Source organism: Lysobacter sp. F6437 (genome assembly GCF_052547215.1).
This window is the reverse complement of sequence record NZ_JBQWRB010000003.1, coordinates 132,811-151,997: the sequence shown is the minus strand read 5'-3', so window position 1 is coordinate 151,997 and position 19,187 is coordinate 132,811. Positions and strand designations below refer to the sequence as shown.

General features: G+C 68.9%; 22 protein-coding genes and 1 pseudogene. 9 read left to right on the top strand and 14 right to left on the bottom strand.

Annotated elements, in window-relative coordinates; translation table 11 throughout:
- The first annotated feature begins 5 nt into the window (after positions 1–5).
- The 3 genes from ACT9F5_RS10885 to ACT9F5_RS10875 all read left to right on the top strand — a co-directional run bounded on the left by ACT9F5_RS10885 (position 6) and on the right by ACT9F5_RS10875 (position 2,080).
- A complete protein-coding gene (locus ACT9F5_RS10885; protein WP_445119969.1) occupies positions 6–647 on the top strand; it encodes a GDSL-type esterase/lipase family protein in 642 nt (213 codons plus the stop codon).
- A gap of 186 nt (positions 648–833) precedes the next feature.
- Positions 834–1,385 (top strand): sigma-70 family RNA polymerase sigma factor, encoded by a 552-nt coding sequence (locus ACT9F5_RS10880; protein WP_445120110.1) that lies wholly within the window; start codon positions 834–836, stop codon positions 1,383–1,385.
- Positions 1,385–2,080 carry a hypothetical protein gene (locus ACT9F5_RS10875; RefSeq protein WP_445119968.1) on the top strand — a complete coding sequence of 232 codons (696 nt, stop codon included), beginning with the start codon at positions 1,385–1,387 and terminating at the stop codon, positions 2,078–2,080. The genes ACT9F5_RS10880 and ACT9F5_RS10875 overlap by 1 nt, the downstream gene beginning before the upstream one ends.
- A gap of 98 nt (positions 2,081–2,178) precedes the next feature.
- Here ACT9F5_RS10875 and ACT9F5_RS10870 read toward each other — a convergent pair whose 3' ends face one another.
- The 6 genes and pseudogenes from ACT9F5_RS10870 to ACT9F5_RS10845 all read right to left on the bottom strand — a co-directional run bounded on the left by ACT9F5_RS10870 (position 2,179) and on the right by ACT9F5_RS10845 (position 7,380).
- Positions 2,179–2,934, bottom strand: a complete 756-nt coding sequence (locus ACT9F5_RS10870; protein ID WP_445119967.1) for a peptidoglycan DD-metalloendopeptidase family protein — start codon at positions 2,932–2,934, stop codon at positions 2,179–2,181.
- A 28-nt stretch (positions 2,935–2,962) separates the two neighbouring features.
- Complete coding sequence (locus ACT9F5_RS10865; RefSeq protein ID WP_445120109.1) at positions 2,963–3,952, bottom strand: L,D-transpeptidase family protein; 990 nt, start codon at positions 3,950–3,952, stop codon at positions 2,963–2,965.
- A 121-nt stretch (positions 3,953–4,073) separates the two neighbouring features.
- Positions 4,074–4,841 (bottom strand): murein L,D-transpeptidase catalytic domain-containing protein, encoded by a 768-nt coding sequence (locus tag ACT9F5_RS10860; RefSeq protein WP_445120108.1) that lies wholly within the window; start codon positions 4,839–4,841, stop codon positions 4,074–4,076.
- Positions 4,842–4,968: 127 nt separating this feature from the next.
- Positions 4,969–5,871, bottom strand: a pseudogene (ligD, locus tag ACT9F5_RS10855) (non-homologous end-joining DNA ligase); the annotation flags it as partial.
- Positions 5,872–5,892: 21 nt separating this feature from the next.
- On the bottom strand, positions 5,893–6,879 hold the full coding sequence (gene ku / locus ACT9F5_RS10850) for a non-homologous end joining protein Ku (RefSeq protein ID WP_445119966.1): 987 nt from the start codon (positions 6,877–6,879) through the stop codon (positions 5,893–5,895).
- A 105-nt stretch (positions 6,880–6,984) separates the two neighbouring features.
- Entirely contained in the window at positions 6,985–7,380 is a 396-nt protein-coding gene (locus ACT9F5_RS10845; protein WP_445119965.1) for a baeRF12 domain-containing protein, read from the bottom strand.
- A 136-nt stretch (positions 7,381–7,516) separates the two neighbouring features.
- On the opposite strand from ACT9F5_RS10845, the gene ACT9F5_RS10840 reads away from it, so the two are divergent.
- Entirely contained in the window at positions 7,517–7,816 is a 300-nt protein-coding gene (locus tag ACT9F5_RS10840) for a DUF3247 family protein (RefSeq protein ID WP_445119964.1), read from the top strand.
- A gap of 39 nt (positions 7,817–7,855) precedes the next feature.
- Here ACT9F5_RS10840 and treF read toward each other — a convergent pair whose 3' ends face one another.
- The 4 genes from treF to ACT9F5_RS10820 form a co-directional block, all read right to left on the bottom strand.
- Positions 7,856–9,424, bottom strand: a complete 1,569-nt coding sequence (gene treF / locus ACT9F5_RS10835; RefSeq protein ID WP_445119963.1) for an alpha,alpha-trehalase TreF — start codon at positions 9,422–9,424, stop codon at positions 7,856–7,858.
- Positions 9,417–10,217 (bottom strand): glucose 1-dehydrogenase, encoded by an 801-nt coding sequence (locus ACT9F5_RS10830; RefSeq protein ID WP_445119962.1) that lies wholly within the window; start codon positions 10,215–10,217, stop codon positions 9,417–9,419. Before ACT9F5_RS10830 ends, treF begins: the two co-directional genes overlap by 8 nt.
- 73 nt (positions 10,218–10,290) lie before the next feature.
- A complete protein-coding gene (locus tag ACT9F5_RS10825; RefSeq protein WP_445119961.1) occupies positions 10,291–10,482 on the bottom strand; it encodes a hypothetical protein in 192 nt (63 codons plus the stop codon).
- Positions 10,483–10,670: 188 nt separating this feature from the next.
- A complete protein-coding gene (locus ACT9F5_RS10820) occupies positions 10,671–10,880 on the bottom strand; it encodes a cold-shock protein (RefSeq protein ID WP_036194962.1) in 210 nt (69 codons plus the stop codon).
- Between the two features lie 350 nt (positions 10,881–11,230).
- Here ACT9F5_RS10820 and ACT9F5_RS10815 point away from each other — a divergent pair, with 350 nt between their 5' ends.
- From ACT9F5_RS10815 to ACT9F5_RS10795, 5 genes are all read left to right on the top strand, one after another.
- Positions 11,231–11,500 carry a DUF3297 family protein gene (locus ACT9F5_RS10815; protein WP_445119960.1) on the top strand — a complete coding sequence of 90 codons (270 nt, stop codon included), beginning with the start codon at positions 11,231–11,233 and terminating at the stop codon, positions 11,498–11,500.
- Positions 11,500–13,071: an SDR family oxidoreductase gene (locus ACT9F5_RS10810; RefSeq protein ID WP_445119959.1), complete on the top strand. Its 1,572-nt coding sequence runs from the start codon at positions 11,500–11,502 to the stop codon at positions 13,069–13,071. The genes ACT9F5_RS10815 and ACT9F5_RS10810 overlap by 1 nt, the downstream gene beginning before the upstream one ends.
- Before the next feature lie 228 nt (positions 13,072–13,299).
- Positions 13,300–14,001: a 5-oxoprolinase subunit PxpB gene (gene pxpB / locus ACT9F5_RS10805; protein ID WP_445119958.1), complete on the top strand. Its 702-nt coding sequence runs from the start codon at positions 13,300–13,302 to the stop codon at positions 13,999–14,001.
- A complete protein-coding gene (locus ACT9F5_RS10800) occupies positions 13,998–14,966 on the top strand; it encodes a biotin-dependent carboxyltransferase family protein (protein WP_445119957.1) in 969 nt (322 codons plus the stop codon). The genes pxpB and ACT9F5_RS10800 overlap by 4 nt, the downstream gene beginning before the upstream one ends.
- Entirely contained in the window at positions 14,963–15,721 is a 759-nt protein-coding gene (locus ACT9F5_RS10795) for a 5-oxoprolinase subunit PxpA (protein ID WP_445119956.1), read from the top strand. The genes ACT9F5_RS10800 and ACT9F5_RS10795 overlap by 4 nt, the downstream gene beginning before the upstream one ends.
- Before the next feature lie 116 nt (positions 15,722–15,837).
- Here ACT9F5_RS10795 and ACT9F5_RS10790 read toward each other — a convergent pair whose 3' ends face one another.
- From ACT9F5_RS10790 to ACT9F5_RS10775, 4 genes are all read right to left on the bottom strand, one after another.
- Positions 15,838–16,311 (bottom strand): DUF6265 family protein, encoded by a 474-nt coding sequence (locus ACT9F5_RS10790; protein WP_445119955.1) that lies wholly within the window; start codon positions 16,309–16,311, stop codon positions 15,838–15,840.
- Positions 16,312–16,438: 127 nt separating this feature from the next.
- Positions 16,439–17,230 (bottom strand): ZIP family metal transporter, encoded by a 792-nt coding sequence (locus ACT9F5_RS10785; RefSeq protein ID WP_445119954.1) that lies wholly within the window; start codon positions 17,228–17,230, stop codon positions 16,439–16,441.
- 168 nt (positions 17,231–17,398) lie between these two features.
- Positions 17,399–18,172 (bottom strand): ABC transporter permease, encoded by a 774-nt coding sequence (locus tag ACT9F5_RS10780; RefSeq protein ID WP_445119953.1) that lies wholly within the window; start codon positions 18,170–18,172, stop codon positions 17,399–17,401.
- Positions 18,169–19,128, bottom strand: a complete 960-nt coding sequence (locus tag ACT9F5_RS10775; protein ID WP_445119952.1) for an ATP-binding cassette domain-containing protein — start codon at positions 19,126–19,128, stop codon at positions 18,169–18,171. Before ACT9F5_RS10775 ends, ACT9F5_RS10780 begins: the two co-directional genes overlap by 4 nt.
- Between the last annotated feature and the right edge of the window lie 59 nt (positions 19,129–19,187).

Here is a 19,187-nt window from a genome sequence, read left to right as displayed (position 1 = left end):
GCTTGATGCTGGCGTCGCTGGTCGCGCTTTTGCTGCTGCTCGCCGGCCCCGCGCGGGCCGCGCCGGCGCAGGACGACGGCGTTGAAACGGCCGGGACCCACACGGTGCTCGTGATGGGTGACTCGCTGTCTGCCGCCTACGGCCTGTCCGCCGACGAGGGCTGGGTCGCACTGACCGCCGACCGCATCGCCGAGCGCAAGCCCGGCTGGGAGGTGGTCAACGCGAGCATCAGCGGCGAGACCACCGACGGCGGCGCGGCGCGGATCGTCGGCGCACTGGTGCGGCACCGGCCGCAGGTTGTGGTCATCGCGCTCGGCGCCAACGATGGCCTGCGCGGGCTGCCGACCGCGCGCACCGCGGCCAACCTCGCCTACATGATCGGTGCCGCCGAAGGCGCCGGTGCGCGGGTGCTGTTGATCGGCATGCAGATGCCGCCGAACCTCGGCGCCGCGTACACGCAGGCATTCGCCGGCAACTATCCGATGCTGGCCGGGCGTTTCGATACCGCGCTGCTGCCGTTCCTGCTGGAACCGATCGCACTCGACCGCAACGCCTACCAGGCCGACAACCTGCACCCGGTGGCCGCGGCTCAGCCGAAGTTGCGCGACCATGTGTGGACCGAGCTGGCACCGCTGCTGGACCTGTAGGAGCGGCTTCAGCCGCGATCGGATGGCGGGTCGCCGATACCGATCCACGATCGCGGCTGAAGCCGCTCCTACGCCAGGGAAAAAGCCCTTCGAGGGACAGGGCCGGGCCTTTTGCCGCGACATCGCTGTGATGTTTCCCGCCCCCATGCGAACCACCCCCGCATGGACACCATCAACGATCCGCCGATGACCGATGCCGTCGCCAACGAAGCGGACTCGCCGCAACTGCGCTTCGCCTCGTTGCTCGACCAGCATCGAGGCATCGTGCTCAAGGTCGCCCACGGCTATTGCCGCGATCCCGAAGACCGGCGCGACCTGCTGCAGGACATCAGCGTGCAGGCCTGGCGCGCATTTCCCGCATTCGAGCCGTCGCGCAGCCGGTTCTCGACCTGGCTGTACCGGATCGCCTTGAACGTCGCGATCTCGCAGGTGCGCCGCGTCCACCTGCGCCAGCAACACCATGACAGCCTCGACGACGAAGCGATCGCCGCGCTGCCCGACCCGGTCGCACGCGAGCCTGGCGAAACCGACGCCGGCATCCGCGCGCTGTACGCCGTGATCGACCGGCTCGATCCGCTCAATCGCGCGTTGATGCTGTTGTACCTGGACGAACGCAGCCAACGCGAAATCGCCGAGATCCTCGGCATCACCGAAAGCAACGTGGCGACCAAGCTGCACCGGTTGCGGCAACGGATCCGCGAAGAACTCGCTCCCCCCGCCACCCCGAGGACACCCTGATGGAACTCGACGAAATGAAGTCCGCCTGGAACCGCCTCGACGCCGAACTCGATGCCGCGTGGACCCGGCTCGACCTGCGCGCGGACGGCATCGAAGCGCTCGTCCTGCAGGACCGGCGCGAACGTGGGATCGGGCGCGGCCGCGCATCGCTGCGCCACTTCGGCCTGGCGCAGCTGGTGGAGATGGCGATCTGGATCGCGATGGTGATCGTCGCCGCATCGTTCTGGTACGACCACCGCGCGACGCCGCACCTGCTCGCCGCCGGCCTGGCCCTGCACGTCTACGGCATCGCCGCCATCTGGTCCGCCGCCACCCGTGCACTGCTCGCCGCGGGGGTCTACTACACGGCCCCGGTGGTGGACATCCAGCGTCGCCTGGCCCGGCTGCGGCGCTTCACCACCGTCACCACCGTGGCGCTGGGCTTGCCATGGTTGTGCCTGTGGCTGGTCGCGACAATGGTTGGCGCCAAGCTTTGGATGGGTGTCGACCTGTACGCGGCCGCGCCCGGCTGGGTGGTGTCCACGCTGGCGTTCGGCGCGGTGGCCATGGCCGGCAGCGTGTGGGTGGCGGTGCGATGGTCGAGGCACCCACCGACTCGCCCGTGGTTGCGCGCAATGATCGATGACCTGGCGGGTTGCAACCTGCGGCGAGCCGGACGGCAGCTCGACGAAATCGAGCGGTTCGAGCGGGCGTAGGCAGGGGGCTTTTGTAGGAGCGGCTTCAGCCGCGATCGGAAACGGTTTATCCAGGCCGGTTCCATGATCGCGGCTGAAGCCGCTCCTACAGGAGGCGTTTACAAGGGTTGTTTGCCCGTGAGGATGGGGTAGGGATTGATCGCGGTGCCTTCCCACCAGCGCTTCTCGGGGCCGAGCACGAAGATCGCGAAGTGCAGGTGCGGGGCGTCCTCGCTGGCGTTGCCGGTGCTGCCGACATAGCCGATCACCTCGCCGCGTTTCAGCACCCTGCCTTCGACCACGCCAGTGGCGTAGCGGTCCAGGTGGGCGTAGTAGTACGCATGGCGTCCGTCGGGATCGAACTGGTAGATCGTCAATCCGCCCGGGACGCTGGTGAACAGCTTCTCGACCTTGCCGTCAGTCGCCGCCAGCACCGGGGTGCCACGCGGCGCCATGATGTCGATTGCTTCGTGCACGCGGCCCTGGCCGCGGGCATCGTCGAAGGTGTTGTCGAGTTGCGCGAGCTGGATGCCGCGGACCGGCACGATCAGCTCCGCCCCAACCGCGGCGACGGTCGGTGTGGAGGCCGATGCCGAAGGCGGCGCGGTCGACGATGGCGCGGTGGATAGCGCTGGCGACAGCGGTGGCGCATCGACCCCTGCCGGTGGCGGCGTCACCGACTGCCGGGTCGGGTCGACGACCCGCGACGCAGGTGGCGTCCCGGTCGGCGGCGCGGGCGCCGGCCCGGTGTGCTGGCTGCGTTCGCGTTCGAACACCACCGCGGCATCGGGGTCGGCGTCGCCCCAGGTCATGAGGAAGTACACCGCGTTGGCGCCGACCAGCAGGCCGGCGAGGAACACCAGCAGGATCTTCATCGATCGCTTCCCCTTCGCATCGTCGTGGTCATTCGCGCAGCACGGCCTTAGTCCCCGGGGCGACCGCGTCCGACAGCGCGCGGGCGCTCCAGTTGGTCATGCGGATGCAGCCGTGCGACTGGGTCTTGCCGATCGTCGACGGTACCGGCGTGCCGTGGATGCCGTAATGCTCCTTCGACAGGTCGATCCAGACCACGCCGACCGGATTGTTCGGGCCGGGCGCGATCTCGGCCTTCTCGTGGCCGGGGTCGGCGTCCCAGAACAGGTCCGGGTTGTAGTGGAACGGCGGGTCCTTGGCGACGCCCTTGATCGTCCACTCGCCGATCGGCAACGGGTCGTGCGAGCTGCCCATCGTCGCCGGCCACTGGGCGAGCGTCCGGCCCGCGTCGTCGAGCAGCATCACCACCGCGTCGGACTTGTCGACCACGACCTTGTCGCCCTTCGGCAGGGTGGCCGCGGCGACGTTCGGCACGGTCCAGACGGCGCCGGCCTCGGTCTTCGCATCCGGATTCAACCGCTGCAGCAGCGCGGGGCTGGCGTGGAAGCGCTCGCCCAACGCTTCAAGCGCGGACCCGTAACCGAGACGCTCCAGCCCGGCCTTGGCTTCCATGTCTTCGGGAATCTTCACGAACGGGCCGGCGACATCGGCGGCCGTCAGCGTGTAGCGCACCAGCGCATCGACGGTGTCGCTGTTGAGCGCGATCCACGTCGCGGGATCGATGGTGCCGCTCGGATCGAGGTCGCGGCTGCGCTGGAACCCCTCGATCGCGCGACGGGTATTTGAGCCGAATGCGCCGTCGATCTCGCCGGGCGAGAAGTGCGCGCGATCGAGCAGGATCTGCGCGCGCAGCACCGCGGGACCTTCCGCGCCGGTGTCGGCGCCCACCGGGGTGCGGATGGCGGCGTCGTTGACGCTGGCGGCGTCCAGCCGCCGGTTTTCACCAGCAGGTGCCGCAGGCGGGGCGTCCCCGGCCGTCGTCGGTTGCGTGTCCTGCGCGAACGCGGCGAGCGGCACCATCGCGAACGCACACGCCAGGGCCAGCACGTGTCGTTTGCGCGTCGGCAGGGAAGTGGAGGGAAACAGGTCTGCAGTCACGGCAATCGTCCGGTAATCGATTGCCGTCGATCCTGCTGGAGCCCTATTCGCGGTTGCGTGAAAGTGGCCGGCCAGGCTGGCTGGCAACTGAAGCGACCGTCTTGTCGGATCCGCCTTCGCCGGTGCACGCGAGGAAGCGCGACCCCTTCAGCCAATCCATGTCGGGGTAGTAGGCGAACAGCAACTGGCCGCCCTTGAGGCTGTCGATCACCTCGCGCGCGATGCCGCTGCGCACCGCCGGGCAACCGAAGCTGCGACCCAGCCGTCCCTGCCGAAGCGCCTGCGCCGGATCGACGTAGTCGGCGCCGTGGATCACGATCAGGCGCTCGCGCGCGTGGTCGTTGACGCCGGGCTCGAGGCCATCCATCCGCAGCGAATAACCGTGGCCGCCGATGTAAGTCTCGGCGGTACTGAACAGCCCGAGGCTCGATTGCAGGCTGCCCTCGACATTGGAGAACTCGGTGGCGAAGTCGGCGCCGCTGTGTTTCCCATGGGCGACGTGCTCGACGTACAGCAGCCGGGCGTCGTCCAGCGCGAACACCCACAGCCGTGGTTCGGTCGAAGGCCGCGAATAGTCGATCACCGCCAGCCGCTCGACCGGCGCGACCGTGCCGCTGCCGGTCGCGCATTGCTGGGCCTGGACCGCCAGCGCGAGCACCTCGGGATCGGCCTTGGGGGCGGCGAGCGCGAGGCGTTGGGCCAGCGTGGGTTGCGGCGGCGGTGCGGGCGGCACCGGCACGACGCCTACGGGCGTCGACACCGCCTCCGCAGCCGGCGGGGTGCTGGTGCAACCCGGCAGCAGCGTCAGCATCAATGCCGTGGCCAGCCATGCCAGGCGACGCAGCGCCACGCGCGGCGATATCGGGTTGTCGGGTCGCGGATCCACCTTCACACTTTATCGACGCCGGACCGCGCGCGACTGAATCACCCTGAACGCGTCAGCCCGGTTCAGCCAGCGTTTGCGCGGTCGCCTCGTCCCAGCCCTGCCACGGATCGCGGCGCAGGCTGGCCGCGCGGCGCAATGCACGCGCCATCGTGTAATCGGCGCCGGAACGGGTCCGGCCGAGTTCGTCCCAGTGCAGCGGCACCGCCACGCCCGCCCCCGCACGGGCCCGCAACGACCAGCTCGCAACGCTGGTGGAGCCACGCGCGTTGCGCAGCCAGTCGATGAAGATCACGCCGTGCCGTTTCGCCTTGGACGCGGTGGCGACGTAGCGGTCGGGTGCATGCTCCGCCATCGCATTGGCGATCGCTTCGCAGAATGCCTTGGCCTCGTCCCAGCCGGGTCCCGGCGCGATCGGCACCACCACGTGCAGCCCTTTGCCACCGGACAGGCGCAGGAAACCGGCCATGCCGGCACCCGCGAGCCGGTCGCGCACCTCGCGTGCGCCTGCACGCATCGCCGACCACGCCACCCCCGCGCCGGGATCGAGGTCGAACACCAGCCGGTCGGGGTGTTCGAGATCGTCGATCCGCGATCCCCAGGGGTGCAGTTCCAGGGTGTTCATCTGGACCAGTTCAAGCAGGCCGGTCGCGTCCTCGATGTAGAGGTAATCGTCGTGCGCGCCGTCCTTTTCGCGAATCGATACCGCATGCACCGAGTCGCCGAGGGTTTGAGCGTGGTGTTTCTGGAAGAAGCACTGGCCCTTGATTCCGTCGGGACAGCGCACCACCGACAGCGCACGCCGCGCGACCTCCGGCAACAGGCGGGGCGCAACGGTCCGGTAGTAGTCGGCAACCTGTTGCTTGGTGATGCCGTCGGCCGGGTACGACAGCTTGCCGGGGCTGGTCAGCCGCACCGCCTCCGCCCGAGCCACGCCGGTCATTTCCCCGTCCTCGTCGTGCTGCGGATACGCACTGGACTAAGCGGCCTTGCTCCGCTTGGCCGTGGATTTCTTCGCGGCCTTCTTGGCGGCCTTCCTTGCCACCTTCTTCGCGCCGGCCTTCTTTGCGCCGGCCTTCTTCGCTGGCTTCTTGGCGGCCTTCTTCACCGGCTTGCGCTCCGCCTTGTCGTCCTTGTCCTTCGCGGCCGACTTCTTGGCCGGCGTGCGCTTTTTCTTCGCGATGCTCTGCTGCAGCAGCTCCATGAAGTCGACCACGTTGGTGCTGGCATGCTCCTCGACCTCGGGCTCCTCGTCGCCGTGGCGGACGACGCCCTTGTCCTTCATCCGCTGGGTGATCACGTCCTGCAGGCGGTGGCGGAACTCGTCCTGGTAATCATCCGGCGCCCACTCGCCCGACATGGTGTCGATCAGTTGCTCGGAGAACTTCAGCTCCTTGTCGGTGATCCGGTAGTCACCACTCTTGCCCTCGGGGATGCGGTACTCATCGATGTCGACCAGCTCCTGCGGGTAACGCATCATCAGCAGCAACAGCGCGTTGTCCTGCGGCATGACCGCGCACAGGCTCTCGCGGGTGCGGATCACGACCCGCGCGATGCCGATCTTGCCGGTGCTGGCGAGTGCCTCGCGCAGCAGCACGTAGCCCTTCTCGGCCTTCTTCGCGGGCACCAGCACGTAGGGCTTCTCGAAATACTGCGGGCCGATCGAGGCGACGTCGACGAACGCCTCGACCTCGATCGCGTCGTGGCTTTCCGGCGCGGCCGACTTGATGTCGCCGGGATCCAGCACGACGTAGCTGCCCTTGTCGTACTCGAACGCCTTGACGATGTCCTTCCACGCCACTTCCTCGCCGGTCTCCGCGTTGACCCGCTCGTAGCGGATCGGGTGGTTGTCGCGGACGTCGAGCATGCGGAACGAGATGTCGGTCTTGCGCTCGCCCGACATCAGCGACACCGGGATGTTGAGCAGGCCGAACGACAGCGTTCCTGACCACACGGGACGAGCCATGGCGATCTCCAGGTACGGACGGCCCACGGGCGACCGCCCGGACCGGGCGCACAGTATCCGGAGCCCGGCGTGACGCGTATGTCGAGCCTCGCCGGGGTCCCGTTTTCAGGACAGCGCGCGCTCGATGTCCGGTAGCGGGACGTTGGTGAGGTCGCGGTCGAGCTCCCCGATCAGCCGGTCGTTCACTTCCTTGTGCAGTTGCGGGCGTATCTCGCCGAGCGTGCGCGGGTCGGCCACCAGCACCACGTGCGCATACTGTTGCTGCAGCGCACCTTCGTTGAGCCGCTGCGCCAGTTGCTTCGCGAACGTCGCCTCGTCCGTCTGGTAACCGTCATTGCCACCGGGCTGTATGCCGGAAGGGCCCTCGTCGTTCACGTTCATGACTTCGAGCAGGTCGACCTGCTGCAACGAGATACCGGGCGGGTCGCCGACGTTGCGGAACACGCGCGCGCTGCCACCGTCGGCGACCACCACCAGCGTGCCTGCGGGGATGTTTTCCACGAGCCTTCTCCTTTCGCGTTTCGAAGCGACAGTCTGGCCGCCGCGATGTGATGCGGAAGGCTAGGCCACGCGAATTTTTCACCCCCGGTTTCCGCCGAGCGCGCTAGCGTTGCCACCACGTCAGGGAGACCACGCGATGACCCGCAATGCCGAACGCGTCCACACCGACCAGGCCGAACTCGACCGGCTTGGCCAGCTCATCGAACAGTTGCCCAATGGAGCGCACGTGGTGCTTCGGATGGAGGACGGCGATGCCATCGAGGGCATCGTCGCGGCCCGTCCGATCGCCCAGGTGTTCTTCGGGCCCGACGGGGAGGAAGGCACCAACGCGGTGCTGCGGCTGGAGCAGCCGGCGCTGTATCGCCCGGAGGCCGCGGGCTGGCGCGATGTCTGGGTCGACCGCATCCAGGCGGTCCGGCGGCTCGATCCGGAGTGAGCCTGGCGGCGGTGTTCGTGCACGACGCGCCGGGTGCAGTTACCCCTGCAACAGCATCCGGGTGACGCCGTTGGTCCAGCCGAAGCCATCCTGCAACGGGTACTCGCCGCCGCCACCGCCGTGCGCGTCGTCGGGTGCCGCCCCCACGTCGTATTTCTCCACCAGCTTGCCTTCGCGGCGATACACGTCGGAGACAGTGCGCAACCAGCGCCGCCGGATGTCCCCGGCCAGCACCGCCTCGCCGTAGTCGGCCAATCCGAGGATCGCCATCCATTGCAGCGGCGCCCAGCCGTTGGGCCGGTCCCATTGCTGGCCGTTGGCCACGCAGGTGGTGGCGAGCCCTCCACGGTCCAGCAGCCGGGCACGCACGGCGTTGGCGACACCGGCGGCCTGCGCGGGGCTGGCGATGCCGACGTACAGCGGGGTCGTCATCGCCGCGTTGGGCTGCGGGCGCGCCCGCCCGTCGCGCCAGTCGTAGTCGAGGTAGGTACCGTGCGCATCGCTCCACAGCCAGCGGTCGACCGCGTGGCGGCGCGCGCTTGCGCGGTGGGCGAACTCGCTGGCGGCCGCTTCATCGCCGGCGGCGGCGCCCAGTTCGGCGATCTGCTCCTCCAGCTTGTGCAGGAAACTGTTGAGGTCCACCGGCACGATCGCGGTGGTGCGGATGCTGGTCAGCGCGCCGTCACCACCGCACCAGCGCGAACTGAAATCCCAGCCCGAGGCCGCACCAGCGCGCAATTCGCGATACACCTCGTGCGCGGGACGGTCGCAGGCACGCGCGGTGGTCACGTCCTCCAGGTACGACTCCTCGCGCGGGGTGTCGCGGTCGTCCCAGTAGCGGTTCAGCAGGGCGCCGTCGTCCATCCGTACGCAATGACGGTGGACTTCGCCGGGGCGCAGGTCCCCGCCGCCGTCCATCCAGAACGCGTGCTCGCGACGCAGCCGCGGCAGGTAGGCCAGTGCCTCGCGCACGCCCTCGCGCTCGAACAGTTCGGTCATCAGCGCGAACACCGGGGGCTGCGACCGGCTCAGGTAGTAGCTGCGATTGCCATTGGGGACATGGCCGAAGGTGTCGATCAGGTAGGCGAAGTTGTCGGCCATGTGGCGCAGCAGATCCCGCCGGCCGCTGGCGGCGAGGCCGAGCATCGTGAAGTACGAATCCCAGTAGTACATCTCGCCGAAGCGCCCGCCCGGGACGACGTAGGGGTTGGGCAGCGGCAGCAGGGAGGAGCGCACCGGGTGTTCGCGCGGCTGGCGGGTCAGCACGCCCCAGAGTCCGTCGATGTGCTCGACCAGCGAGCGCTCGGGGTCGGACACGTAGTCGCTCTCGTGCGCGGCCTCGGGCCGGAAATGTTCGTGCACGAACCCGGCCAGGTCGAAGTCCGGCTGGTCGTGGCGGGCGCGGTAGGCCTCCAGGATGCGCTCGGGCGCGAGCAGCGGCGCGCAGTCGACGAAGGTCTTGCTGTCGTGAAACACGCGCTGCATCTGCACCGCGACGAACAGTTCCTGGTAACGGTCGGCCGGGGTCAGGCTGTCGGCCGGGGCCACCCGCGCGACCCGGGCCTGGTGACGTTCGGCATCGGCGCCTGCGTGCGGGTGTTCAGTCATCGACGCCGGCTTCATCGGTCCGGATGCGTTTTTCGCTGTAGTCCCACATCAGGCCGCCGTCGACGTACACGGTGCTGCCGGTGATGTAGTCGGCGTCGCGCGACGCAAGGAACGCGGCGACCCCGGCGACGTCCTTCGACGTGCCCAGCCGGTTCAGCGGGATGTTGGCCAGCAGCGGTTCCAGCAACGCCGGATCATCCATTACGGGGGCATTGATCGGCGTGCGGATGGCGCCCGGTGCGATGTTGTTGACGGTGATCCCCAGCGGCGCCAGTTCGACCGCGAGGTTGCGCATCAGCATCTTCATGCCGCCCTTGCTGGCGGCGTAGCTGGCGAAATTGGGGAACGGCAACTGCTCGTGGACCGAGCTGATGTTGATGATGCGCCCGCCATGCTTCGCGGCGCGGCAGTGGCGCACGAACGCCTGCGCGGTGAAGAACGCACCCTTGAGGTTGATGTCGAGCACGCGGTCGTAATCGGCCTCGGTGACCTCGTCGAACGCGGCGAAATGCTCGACCCCGGCGTTGTTGACCAGGATGTCGATATGGCCGGCCCGGGTCGCCGCCGCGTCGACCATCCCGCGGACGGCGGTGACGTCGCCGATGTCGGCCGCCAGCACCCAGCCGTCGCCACCGGCCTCCCGCACCAGCGCCAGCGTCCTGCGCGAGTCGGCGTCGTCGTGGAGGTCGACGACCACCACCCGGGCACCCTCGCGGGCCAGCCGGACCGCGATCCCGCGACCGATGCCCTGGCCGCTGCCGGTGACGATCGCCACCTTGCCTTGCAGACGCATGCATCCTCCTGCCGGGAAAGTGGTCGCAGGCTAGCGCGGCACGGGTAAAGGCACTGTCGCGGATATCGAGGGATCAGTCGTCGCGTGGTTGCTCGCGGTCGATCTCTTCGCGGGTCAGGTTGCGGTCGCCGCGTTGTTGCTGGAGCGGCGGCGTGACGTTGCCGCCCTGGCCAGGCTGGTTGGCGCGATCGCCGGGATTGCGCAACTCGCCCCTGTCGGTGTCGACCTTGTCCTCGGGCGAGGCGGGTGGATGGAACTTGCTCATGGCGGCTCCGTTGCGGCCGGCGGCCGCGTGCCTCGAACGTGTACCAGCCGCGGGGCATCGAGGATGTCAACGCGCCAAAAGAAAAACCCGGCCGAGGCCAGGAGCGCGCCCAAAAGAAAACCCGGCCGAGGCCGGGTTTTCCTGGTATCTAGTGCGACCGCCAGAGGCGGCTGCCTTCGATCGATGCCTTACAGCGCTTCGACGGCGTCAGCCTGCAGGCCCTTCTGGCCCTGGGTGACGGTGAAGCTGACCTTCTGGCCTTCCTGCAGGGACTTGAAGCCCTGACCCTGGATCGCGCGGAAGTGAACGAACACGTCCTCGCCATTCTCACGGGAAATGAAGCCAAAGCCCTTGGCATCGTTGAACCACTTGACGGTACCGGTTTCACGGTTCGACATTTTCTTGCTCCTTGGAACAGTTTTCTGAAATACCGCTTGCGCGGTGGTGTGCTGATTGCAAGGAGTAAGCGAGGTGCAACGATGTAGCGGATCAGGGATCTACGGCATCGGGCCACGATTCACGGTGACCCTGGCAAGCAGCACGCGCACCCTAGCCCGACCGGCCCAGGATTGCAACTGCCCCGTTGACCGCCCGGCTGTCCTGTTCAGGATGCGTGCCTCGCGGGGCCCCGGCAACGGTTTTGCCGCGCCCCCCCGGCCACGCTTGGCGTTGCCCTGGGCAAGCGCCGTATCCTGTGCGGCGCGCGGCCGCCCACGACCGCTCCGAAGACCACTGCGAGACATCCGAAATGACCACCGACACCCCGCCCGACCGCCTTGCCGCCGACCCGCGCAGCAAGTTCCACGACGCCGCCGCTTTCGACCGTGGCATCGGCATCCGTTTCAACGGCGAAGAAAAGCACAACGTCGAGGAATACTGCGTCAGCGAGGGCTGGGTCCGCCTTCCGGTCGGCCGCTCGCTGGACCGTCGCGGCAACGCGATGACGATGAAGTTCAACGGCACGGTGGAACCCTATTTCCTCGACATCCAGGCCGACACCGAAACCGACGCCGAATGATGTCGACGGTGACGCCTTCCGCGACGACCCCGCCCGACGGGGCGTCCGACACCCTGCTCGAACGCATGCGCGCGGCGGCCGAGCTGCTGGAACTGGTCAGCGCCGACCACTCGGTGCTGGACGCCCTGCCCCGCGACGACCGCGAGCGCCTGCAGCGCGCGGTCGCCGGCGCCTACCACCCCGACCGGCAGGCGCGCCGGCAGCGGCAGAAGGCGGCCAAGAAAGAGCAGCACGCCGCCCGCGTCAGCCGCGAGGAAGAGCGCCTGAACCAGACCGGCATCCGCGAGCTGCGGCGCAAGCCGGTGTTCACCACGCCCAACTACTTCCCGCCGCAGGACTTCCAGCCGCGCGACCTCGACGCCGACCAGCCGCTGCACGCCGAGGTGATCGAGCCGCAGCACTGCTACGTCTGCAAGCAGAAGTACACCGCGATCCACCACTTCTACGACCAGCTGTGCCCGGAGTGCGCGGAGTTCAACTTCCACAAGCGCACCGAGCTGGCCGACCTGCGCGGCCGGGTCGCGCTGCTGACCGGCGGGCGGGTCAAGATCGGCTACCAGGCCGGGCTCAAGCTGCTGCGCGCCGGCGCCGAGCTGATCGTGACCACGCGCTTCCCGCGCGACTCGGCCGCGCGCTACGCCGCCGAGCCGGACTTCGCCGAGTGGGGCCATCGGCTGGAGGTGTTCGGGCTCGACCTGCGGCATACGCCGAGCGTCGAGGCGTTCTGCACGGAGTTGTTGAAGACCCGCCCGCGGCTCGACTTCATCATCAACAACGCCTGCCAGACCGTGCGCCGTCCGCCGGATTTCTACGCGCACATGATGGAAGGCGAGACCGCGGCGCTGGCCGACATGCCGTCCGAAGTCCACCGGCTACTCGGCAGCTACGAAGGCCTGCGCGATGCATCGATGCTGCCTGGCGACGGGGGCGCGCTGGCCGCGACCGGCGCGGGCCATGCACCCGGACTCACCCGCGCGGCGGAGCTCTCGCAGATGCCGTTGCTGCCGGAGGAACTGCTGTCGCAGCAGCACCTGTTCCCCGAAGGCCGGCTCGACCAGGACCTGCAACAGGTCGACCTGCGCGAGAAGAACTCGTGGCGCCTGCGGATGGCCGAAGTGCCGTCGGTCGAGTTGCTCGAGGTGCAGCTGGTCAACGCGATCGCGCCGTACATCATCAACGCCCGGCTGAAGCCGCTGATGCTGCGCACGCCCGGCCGCGACAAGCACATCGTCAATGTCTCGGCGGTCGAGGGCCAGTTCTACCGCAACTTCAAGACCACCCGGCACCCGCACACCAACATGGCCAAGGCCGCGCTCAACATGATGACGCGCACCGCCGCGGCCGATTACCACGGCGACGGCATCCACATGAACAGCGTCGACACCGGCTGGGTGACCGACGAGGATCCGGCCGGCCTGGCCGCGCGCAAGGTGGTGGAGGAGCGCTTCCACCCGCCGCTCGACATCGTCGACGGCGCGGCACGGATCGTCGACCCGATCATCGACGGCATCAACACCGGCGAGCACGTGTGGGGGCAGTTCCTGAAGGACTACCGACCGACCGACTGGTAGGCGCACCGCCTGTTCCACCGGCCTCTCCGATGGGGATTTTGCAGGAGCGGCTTCAGCCGCGATCGGGAGCCGGTATGAGCGATCCACCGCCAGATCGCGGCTGAAGCCGCTCCTACAGCAGTGGGCCGGCCAGCCGTCGGCGATCCCGGGATTGGCGGTCATCTAGAATCGGATCGATTGCCCAGGCCGGTACGGGATGAACAAGATCGCCAGCACCACGTCGTCGCCATGAACCTGCCCGCCGGCATCGTCATCGAGGCACTGGCCGACGATGCCTGGCTGCTGCGGCTGGGCGACACGCTCGACCAACGCATCAACACGCGGGTGCATGCACTCGTCGCGCGGATCAACGCGGAGGCTCCGGCATGGTTGCGCGACGTGGTGCCGGCGTACGCGAGCCTGGCGGTGTTCTTCGAACCGCAACGGGTTCGCCCCGGGCAGGTACGCAGCTGGTTGTGCGACCTGGTCGGGCAGGCGACCAGTGACCTGCCTCCCGCGACCGGCCGCCGGGTCGAGATCCCGGTCGCCTACGGCGGCGAACACGGTCCCGACCTGGCCGCGGCCGCCGACGAGCTCGGGATTTCGCCGGACCAGCTCGCCGAGCGCCATGCCGACGGCGACTACACGGTCGCGATGATCGGCTTCGCGCCGGGCTTCCCGTACCTGTTCGGCCTCGACCCGGCCTTGGCGCTGCCGCGGCTGGCGACGCCGCGGGTGCACGTGCCGGCCGGCAGCGTCGGCGTGGCCGGCGGCCAGACCGGCATCTACCCGCGCGAAAGCCCCGGCGGCTGGCGCTTGCTGGGGCGCACGCCGCTGCGCCTGTTCGACCCCGGCAGCGAACCGCCGGGCGTGCTGCAGCCCGGCGACCGCGTGCGTTTCGTCGCCATCGATGCCGCCGAGTACGCGGCCCTTGCGGGGCGCGGCCGATGAGCGATGCGCTGCACGTGCTCGCGCCCGGCCCGTTGACCACCGTGCAGGACCGCGGCCGCACCGGATGGCGCTATCTCGGCGTGCCGCTCGCCGGGGCGCTCGACCCGCAGGCAATGGAGCTGGCCAACCGCCTGGTCGGCAACCGCGCCGATGCCGCGCTGCTCGAAATGAGCCTGCACGGCCCGCGCCTGCAACTGTTGCGACCGCTGCGCATCGCGCTTTCCGGCGCTGCGATGCAGGCCCGCTTCGAGGGTGTCGAACTGCCGATGCAGCGTCCGCTCGAGCTGCCGGCCGGCGTGCTCGAACTGGGCGGCATGCGCACCGGCGCCCGTGCATGGCTGGCGATCGCGGGCGGCATCGACGTGCCAATGGTGCTCGGCAGCCGCAGCACCGACCTGCGCGGCGGCTTCGGCGGCCTGCACGGCCGTGCGCTGCAACGCGGCGACCGGCTGGCCCTGGTCGCGCCGCCGGCGCTGGATTGCGCGCAACCGCGCATCGCCCGCTGGTGGATCGAACCGGACGACGCAGGCGATCCAGTCGCGATCCGCTACCGCCCCGCCGCCCATCCGCATGCGCTGGAACTGACGAACCACGCCTGGCAAATCGGTGCCGCCAGCAACCGCCAAGGCGTGCGGCTGCAAGGCTCGGCACTGCCCGGCAGCGATGCCAGCGACGTGTCCGCGCCGGTCGCCCCCGGCACCATCCAGCTGCCCACCGACGGCCAGCCGATCGTGCTGCTGGCCGACGCCCAGACCGTCGGCGGCTACGCCCGGCTCGGCCACGTCATCGCCGCCGACCTGCCGCGGCTGGCGCAATGCCGGCCCGGCGAGGCGCTGCGGCTGGTCGCCTGCGATGCCGCAACCGCGCACAACGCGGCTTGTGGGTTGCGGACACAGCTGGCCAGAATGGTGCTGATGATCGAGATGATGATCGAACGCGACCGCAAGCAACGGACAACGGCATGACCTCGCGCCGCATTGACTTCAATTGCGACGTCGGCGAAGGCTGCGGCAACGATGCCGCGATCCTGCCGTGGATCAGCTCGGCCAACATCGCCTGCGGCGGCCACGCCGGCGACGCCGGCACGATGCGCGCGACCCTGCGCCTGTGCCGCGACCTCGGCGTCGCCGCCGGTGCCCACCCGGGCTTCGATGACCCACGGCATTTTGGCCGCCGCACGCTGGCGCTGCCGCGCGAGGCCATCGTCCAACTGGTCAGCGGACAACTCGCAGGGCTGGCCGCCATCGCCGCCGGGGAAGGCGTGCGGCTGACCCACGCCAAGCCGCACGGCGCGCTCTACAACCTCGCCGCCGACGACCGGGCGATCGCCGATGCCATCGTCGCCGCGATCGTCGGCTTCGACGGCTCGCTGGCGTTGTACGCGCTGTCGGGTTCGGAGCTCGCCCGCGCCGGTGAAGCCGCCGGCCTGCGGGTCGCCCACGAAGTGTTCGCCGAGCGCGGCTACGGCGCCGACGGCCGCCTGCTGCCGCGCGGACAACCCGGCGCGGTGCTCGAATCGCTCGACGAGGCGGTGGCGCAGGCGCGCGAACTGGCCGGCCACGGTCGCGTGCGCAGCGCCGATGGCGAGCTGCTGCAACTGCGCGCCGACACCCTGTGCCTGCACGGCGACCGCAGCGATGCCGCCGGTTTCGCCCGTGCCCTGCGTGGCGCGCTGGAAGCGGATGGCATCCGCGTCCTCACCTTCGGCGCAGGCAACTGAACTACTGGCCGTTGCCGTGCGTACCGGTGGTCGCGGCGGGCTTCCTGCTGCGCCAGAACCCGGTGTTGTGGTGGACCTGCGCATCGCCGCCGGCGCCGTACACTGACCTCGGCTCGTTAACGGCGCCGCTGGAACGCGAACTCGCTGGCCTTTTCGCCGGCCGAAACCCGCACGCTCAGGCGGTCGCCCTCGCGCCGGTAGGCGATCACTTTCGGAAAATCGTGGGCAGGGTTCTCGAACACGAAGCCGTCCTGGTCGATCCGGGCCAGGCGGAACACCACCGGTGCCGGGTTGTGCGCGACTTCGGCGATGTAGACGACCGTGCCGTCGCGCAGCTCGATCCGCAGGGTTTCCTCGAACACGGTGTCGCCGCCCTGCATCGCCACGCCGACCCCCGACAATCCCCCGTCGTCCGGCGTCCATCGTTCGTAACCACTGCGACCGGCTGGCAGGTCGGTGCGCTGCCAGGTGCCCGCGAGCCACTGCAGAGGCTGGAGGGTGGCGACGGGATCGATTTGCGCCGGGCTGGACGCGCAGCCGGTCAGCAACCCGGCCAGCACCACTATCCAGGCCACACTCATTCGACGCATTGCATGCACCTCCGACTCGTTGCAGGCCATTGTAGGAGCGGCTTCAGCCGCGACCTGGAATCGGTGCGATCGGCCGGGCATCCGATCGCGGCTGAAGCCGCTCCTACAAAAAAACAGGGAGTACGGCTCAGGCCAGCGCGGTATCCAGCAGCATCATCAACACGAAGCCGAGCATCAAACCGGCGGTGGCGAAGTTCTCGTGGCCCTGCCGGTGCGACTCGGGGATGATCTCGTGGCTGACCACGAACAGCATCGCGCCGGCGGCGAAGCCCAGCCCGACCGGCAGCAGCAGGGGCGCCGCCACCAGCACGCCGACACCGAGCAGGGCGCCGACCGGCTCGGCCAGGCCCGACGCCATCCCGACCAGCACCGCGCGACCGCGGCCGTAGCCGGCCGCAATCAGCGCCACCGCCACCACCAGGCCCTCGGGAATGTCCTGCAGCGCGATGCCGGTCGCAAGCGCGGTGCCGTGGTTGAAGCCGGAGGCATAACCGGCGCCGATCGCCAGGCCTTCAGGCAGGTTGTGCAGGCAGATCGCGAACACGAACAGCCAGGTGCGTCGCAGCCGGCCGGCGGCGCCCCCTTCCGGGCCCTTGATGAAGTGCTCGTGCGGCAACGCGCGGTCCAGAGCCATGATCAACGCCGCGCCAAGCAGGATCGCGAAACCCACCACCAGGCCCGCGCCCCATTGACCCGCGCCTTGCGCGCGGGCCGCCTCGATGCCGGGCAGCACCAGCGAGAACGCGCTGGCGGCGAGCATCACCCCGGCACCGAAGCCGAGCATGGTGTCCAGCGCGCGCTGTTCAAGCCGACGTGCGAACCAGGCCGGCAGCGTCCCCAGCGCGGTCGCGGCGGCAGCGGCCGAGCCCCCGACCAGCGCGGCCAGCACCGGGCTGGCCTCAAGCGCCGGCAGTGGCACCGCGGTCTCGCCGTTTCATCACAGGCAGTTGCATGCAGGACCGGCCTGCGGCTGGCGCTTTCATACCGGTTTGCTCATGCCGGACCCTCCAATGCGAACCGCCACGCCGACGGCTCGACCGGCCCACGTTGCCGCCACCGCCGTCGGTTCCGCGTCAACAGCGAAGCCTCAGGCCTTGAGCTTCCAGCCGGTCTTGAAGATCCACCATACCGCGGCCAGGCACGCCACCAGGAACCCCAGGATCACCGCGACGCTGACCCCGACGTTGACGTCCGACACCCCGTAGAAACTCCAGCGGAAGCCGCTGATCAGGTACACCACCGGGTTGAACAGGGTCACCGTCTGCCACACCGGCGGCAGCATCTTGATCGAGTAGAACGCCCCGCCAAGGAAGGTCAACGGCATCACCACCATCAGCGGGATGACCTGCAGCTTCTGGAAGTCGTCGGCCCACAGCCCGATGATGAAACCGAACAGGCTGAAGGTCACCGCGGTCAGCAGCAGGAAGCACAGCATCCAGAACGGGTGCGCGATCTCGTAGGGCACGAACAGCCGCGCCGTGATGAGGATCAGCACGCCGAGTAGAAGCGATTTGGTCGCCGCCGCGCCGACGTAGCCGATCACCACCTCAACATAGGACACCGGCGCCGACAGCAGCTCGTAGATTGTCCCGGCCCACTTCGGCATGTAGATGCCGAACGAGGCGTTGGAGATGCTCTCGTTGAGCAGCGACAGCATCAGCAGTCCGGGGATGATGAAGGCGCCGTAGCTGACGCCCTCGATGTCGCCCATGCGCGAGCCGATCGCGGCGCCGAACACGACGAAGTACAGCGAGGTCGACAGCACCGGCGAGGCGATCGACTGGGTGATCGTGCGGAAGGTACGCGCCATTTCGAAGCGGTAGATCGCGGCGATCGCGTGCACGTTGCCGTGGATGTTCATGCGCGCGCCTCCACGGTTGCCGCCGGGCGGCTCGCGTTGGCACGCACCAGGTGGACGAAGATGTCCTCCAGCGAGCTTTCGCTGGAGTGCAGGTCCTTGAAGTCGATGCCCTGTTCGGCCAGCTGCCGCAGCAGGGTAGCGATGCCGGTGCGCTCGGACTGCACGTCGAAGGTGTAGACCAGCGCGGCGCCGTCGTCGGACAACTCCAGCGGCAGGCCGGACAGTCCGGCGGGCACGCGCTGCAGCGGTTCCTGCAGGGTCAGGGTCAGCTGCTTCTTGCCGAGCTTGCGCATCAGCGCCGCCTTGTCCTCGACCAGGATCAGCTCGCCCTTGAGGATCACCCCGATGCGGTCCGCCATCTGCTCGGCCTCCTCGATGTAGTGGGTGGTCAGGATGATGGTGACGCCCTGCTCGCGCAGGCGGTGGACCATCTGCCACATGTCGTGGCGCAGCTCGACGTCAACGCCGGCGGTGGGCTCGTCGAGAAAGAGTATTTGCGGTTCGTGCGCCAGCGCCTTGGCGATCAGTACGCGGCGCTTCATGCCGCCCGACAGCGCCAGGATCTTGCTGTCCTTCTTGTCCCACAGCGAGAGGTCGCGCAGCACCTTCTCCAGGTGGGCGGGGTCGGGCGCCTTGCCGAACAGGCCGCGGCTGAAGGCGACCGTCGACCACACCGATTCGAATGCATCGGTCGACAACTCCTGCGGCACCAACCCAATCTTGCTGCGCGCCGCGCGGTACTCGGCGACCACGTCGTGGCCATCCGCCAGCACCGTGCCGGAGCTCGGATTGACGATGCCGCAGATGATGCTGATCAGGGTGGTCTTGCCGGCACCATTGGGGCCAAGCAAGGCGAAGATCTCGCCCTTGCGGATGTCGAGGTCGACGCTCTTCAGCGCCTGGAAGCCGGAGGCGTAGGTCTTGTCGAGGTTGCGGACGGAGATGATCGGTTGCACTGGGCTCCCTGGGCGCGGTGCGCCTGGCGGATCGAACGGGACGGTCGCCAGAGTGCCTG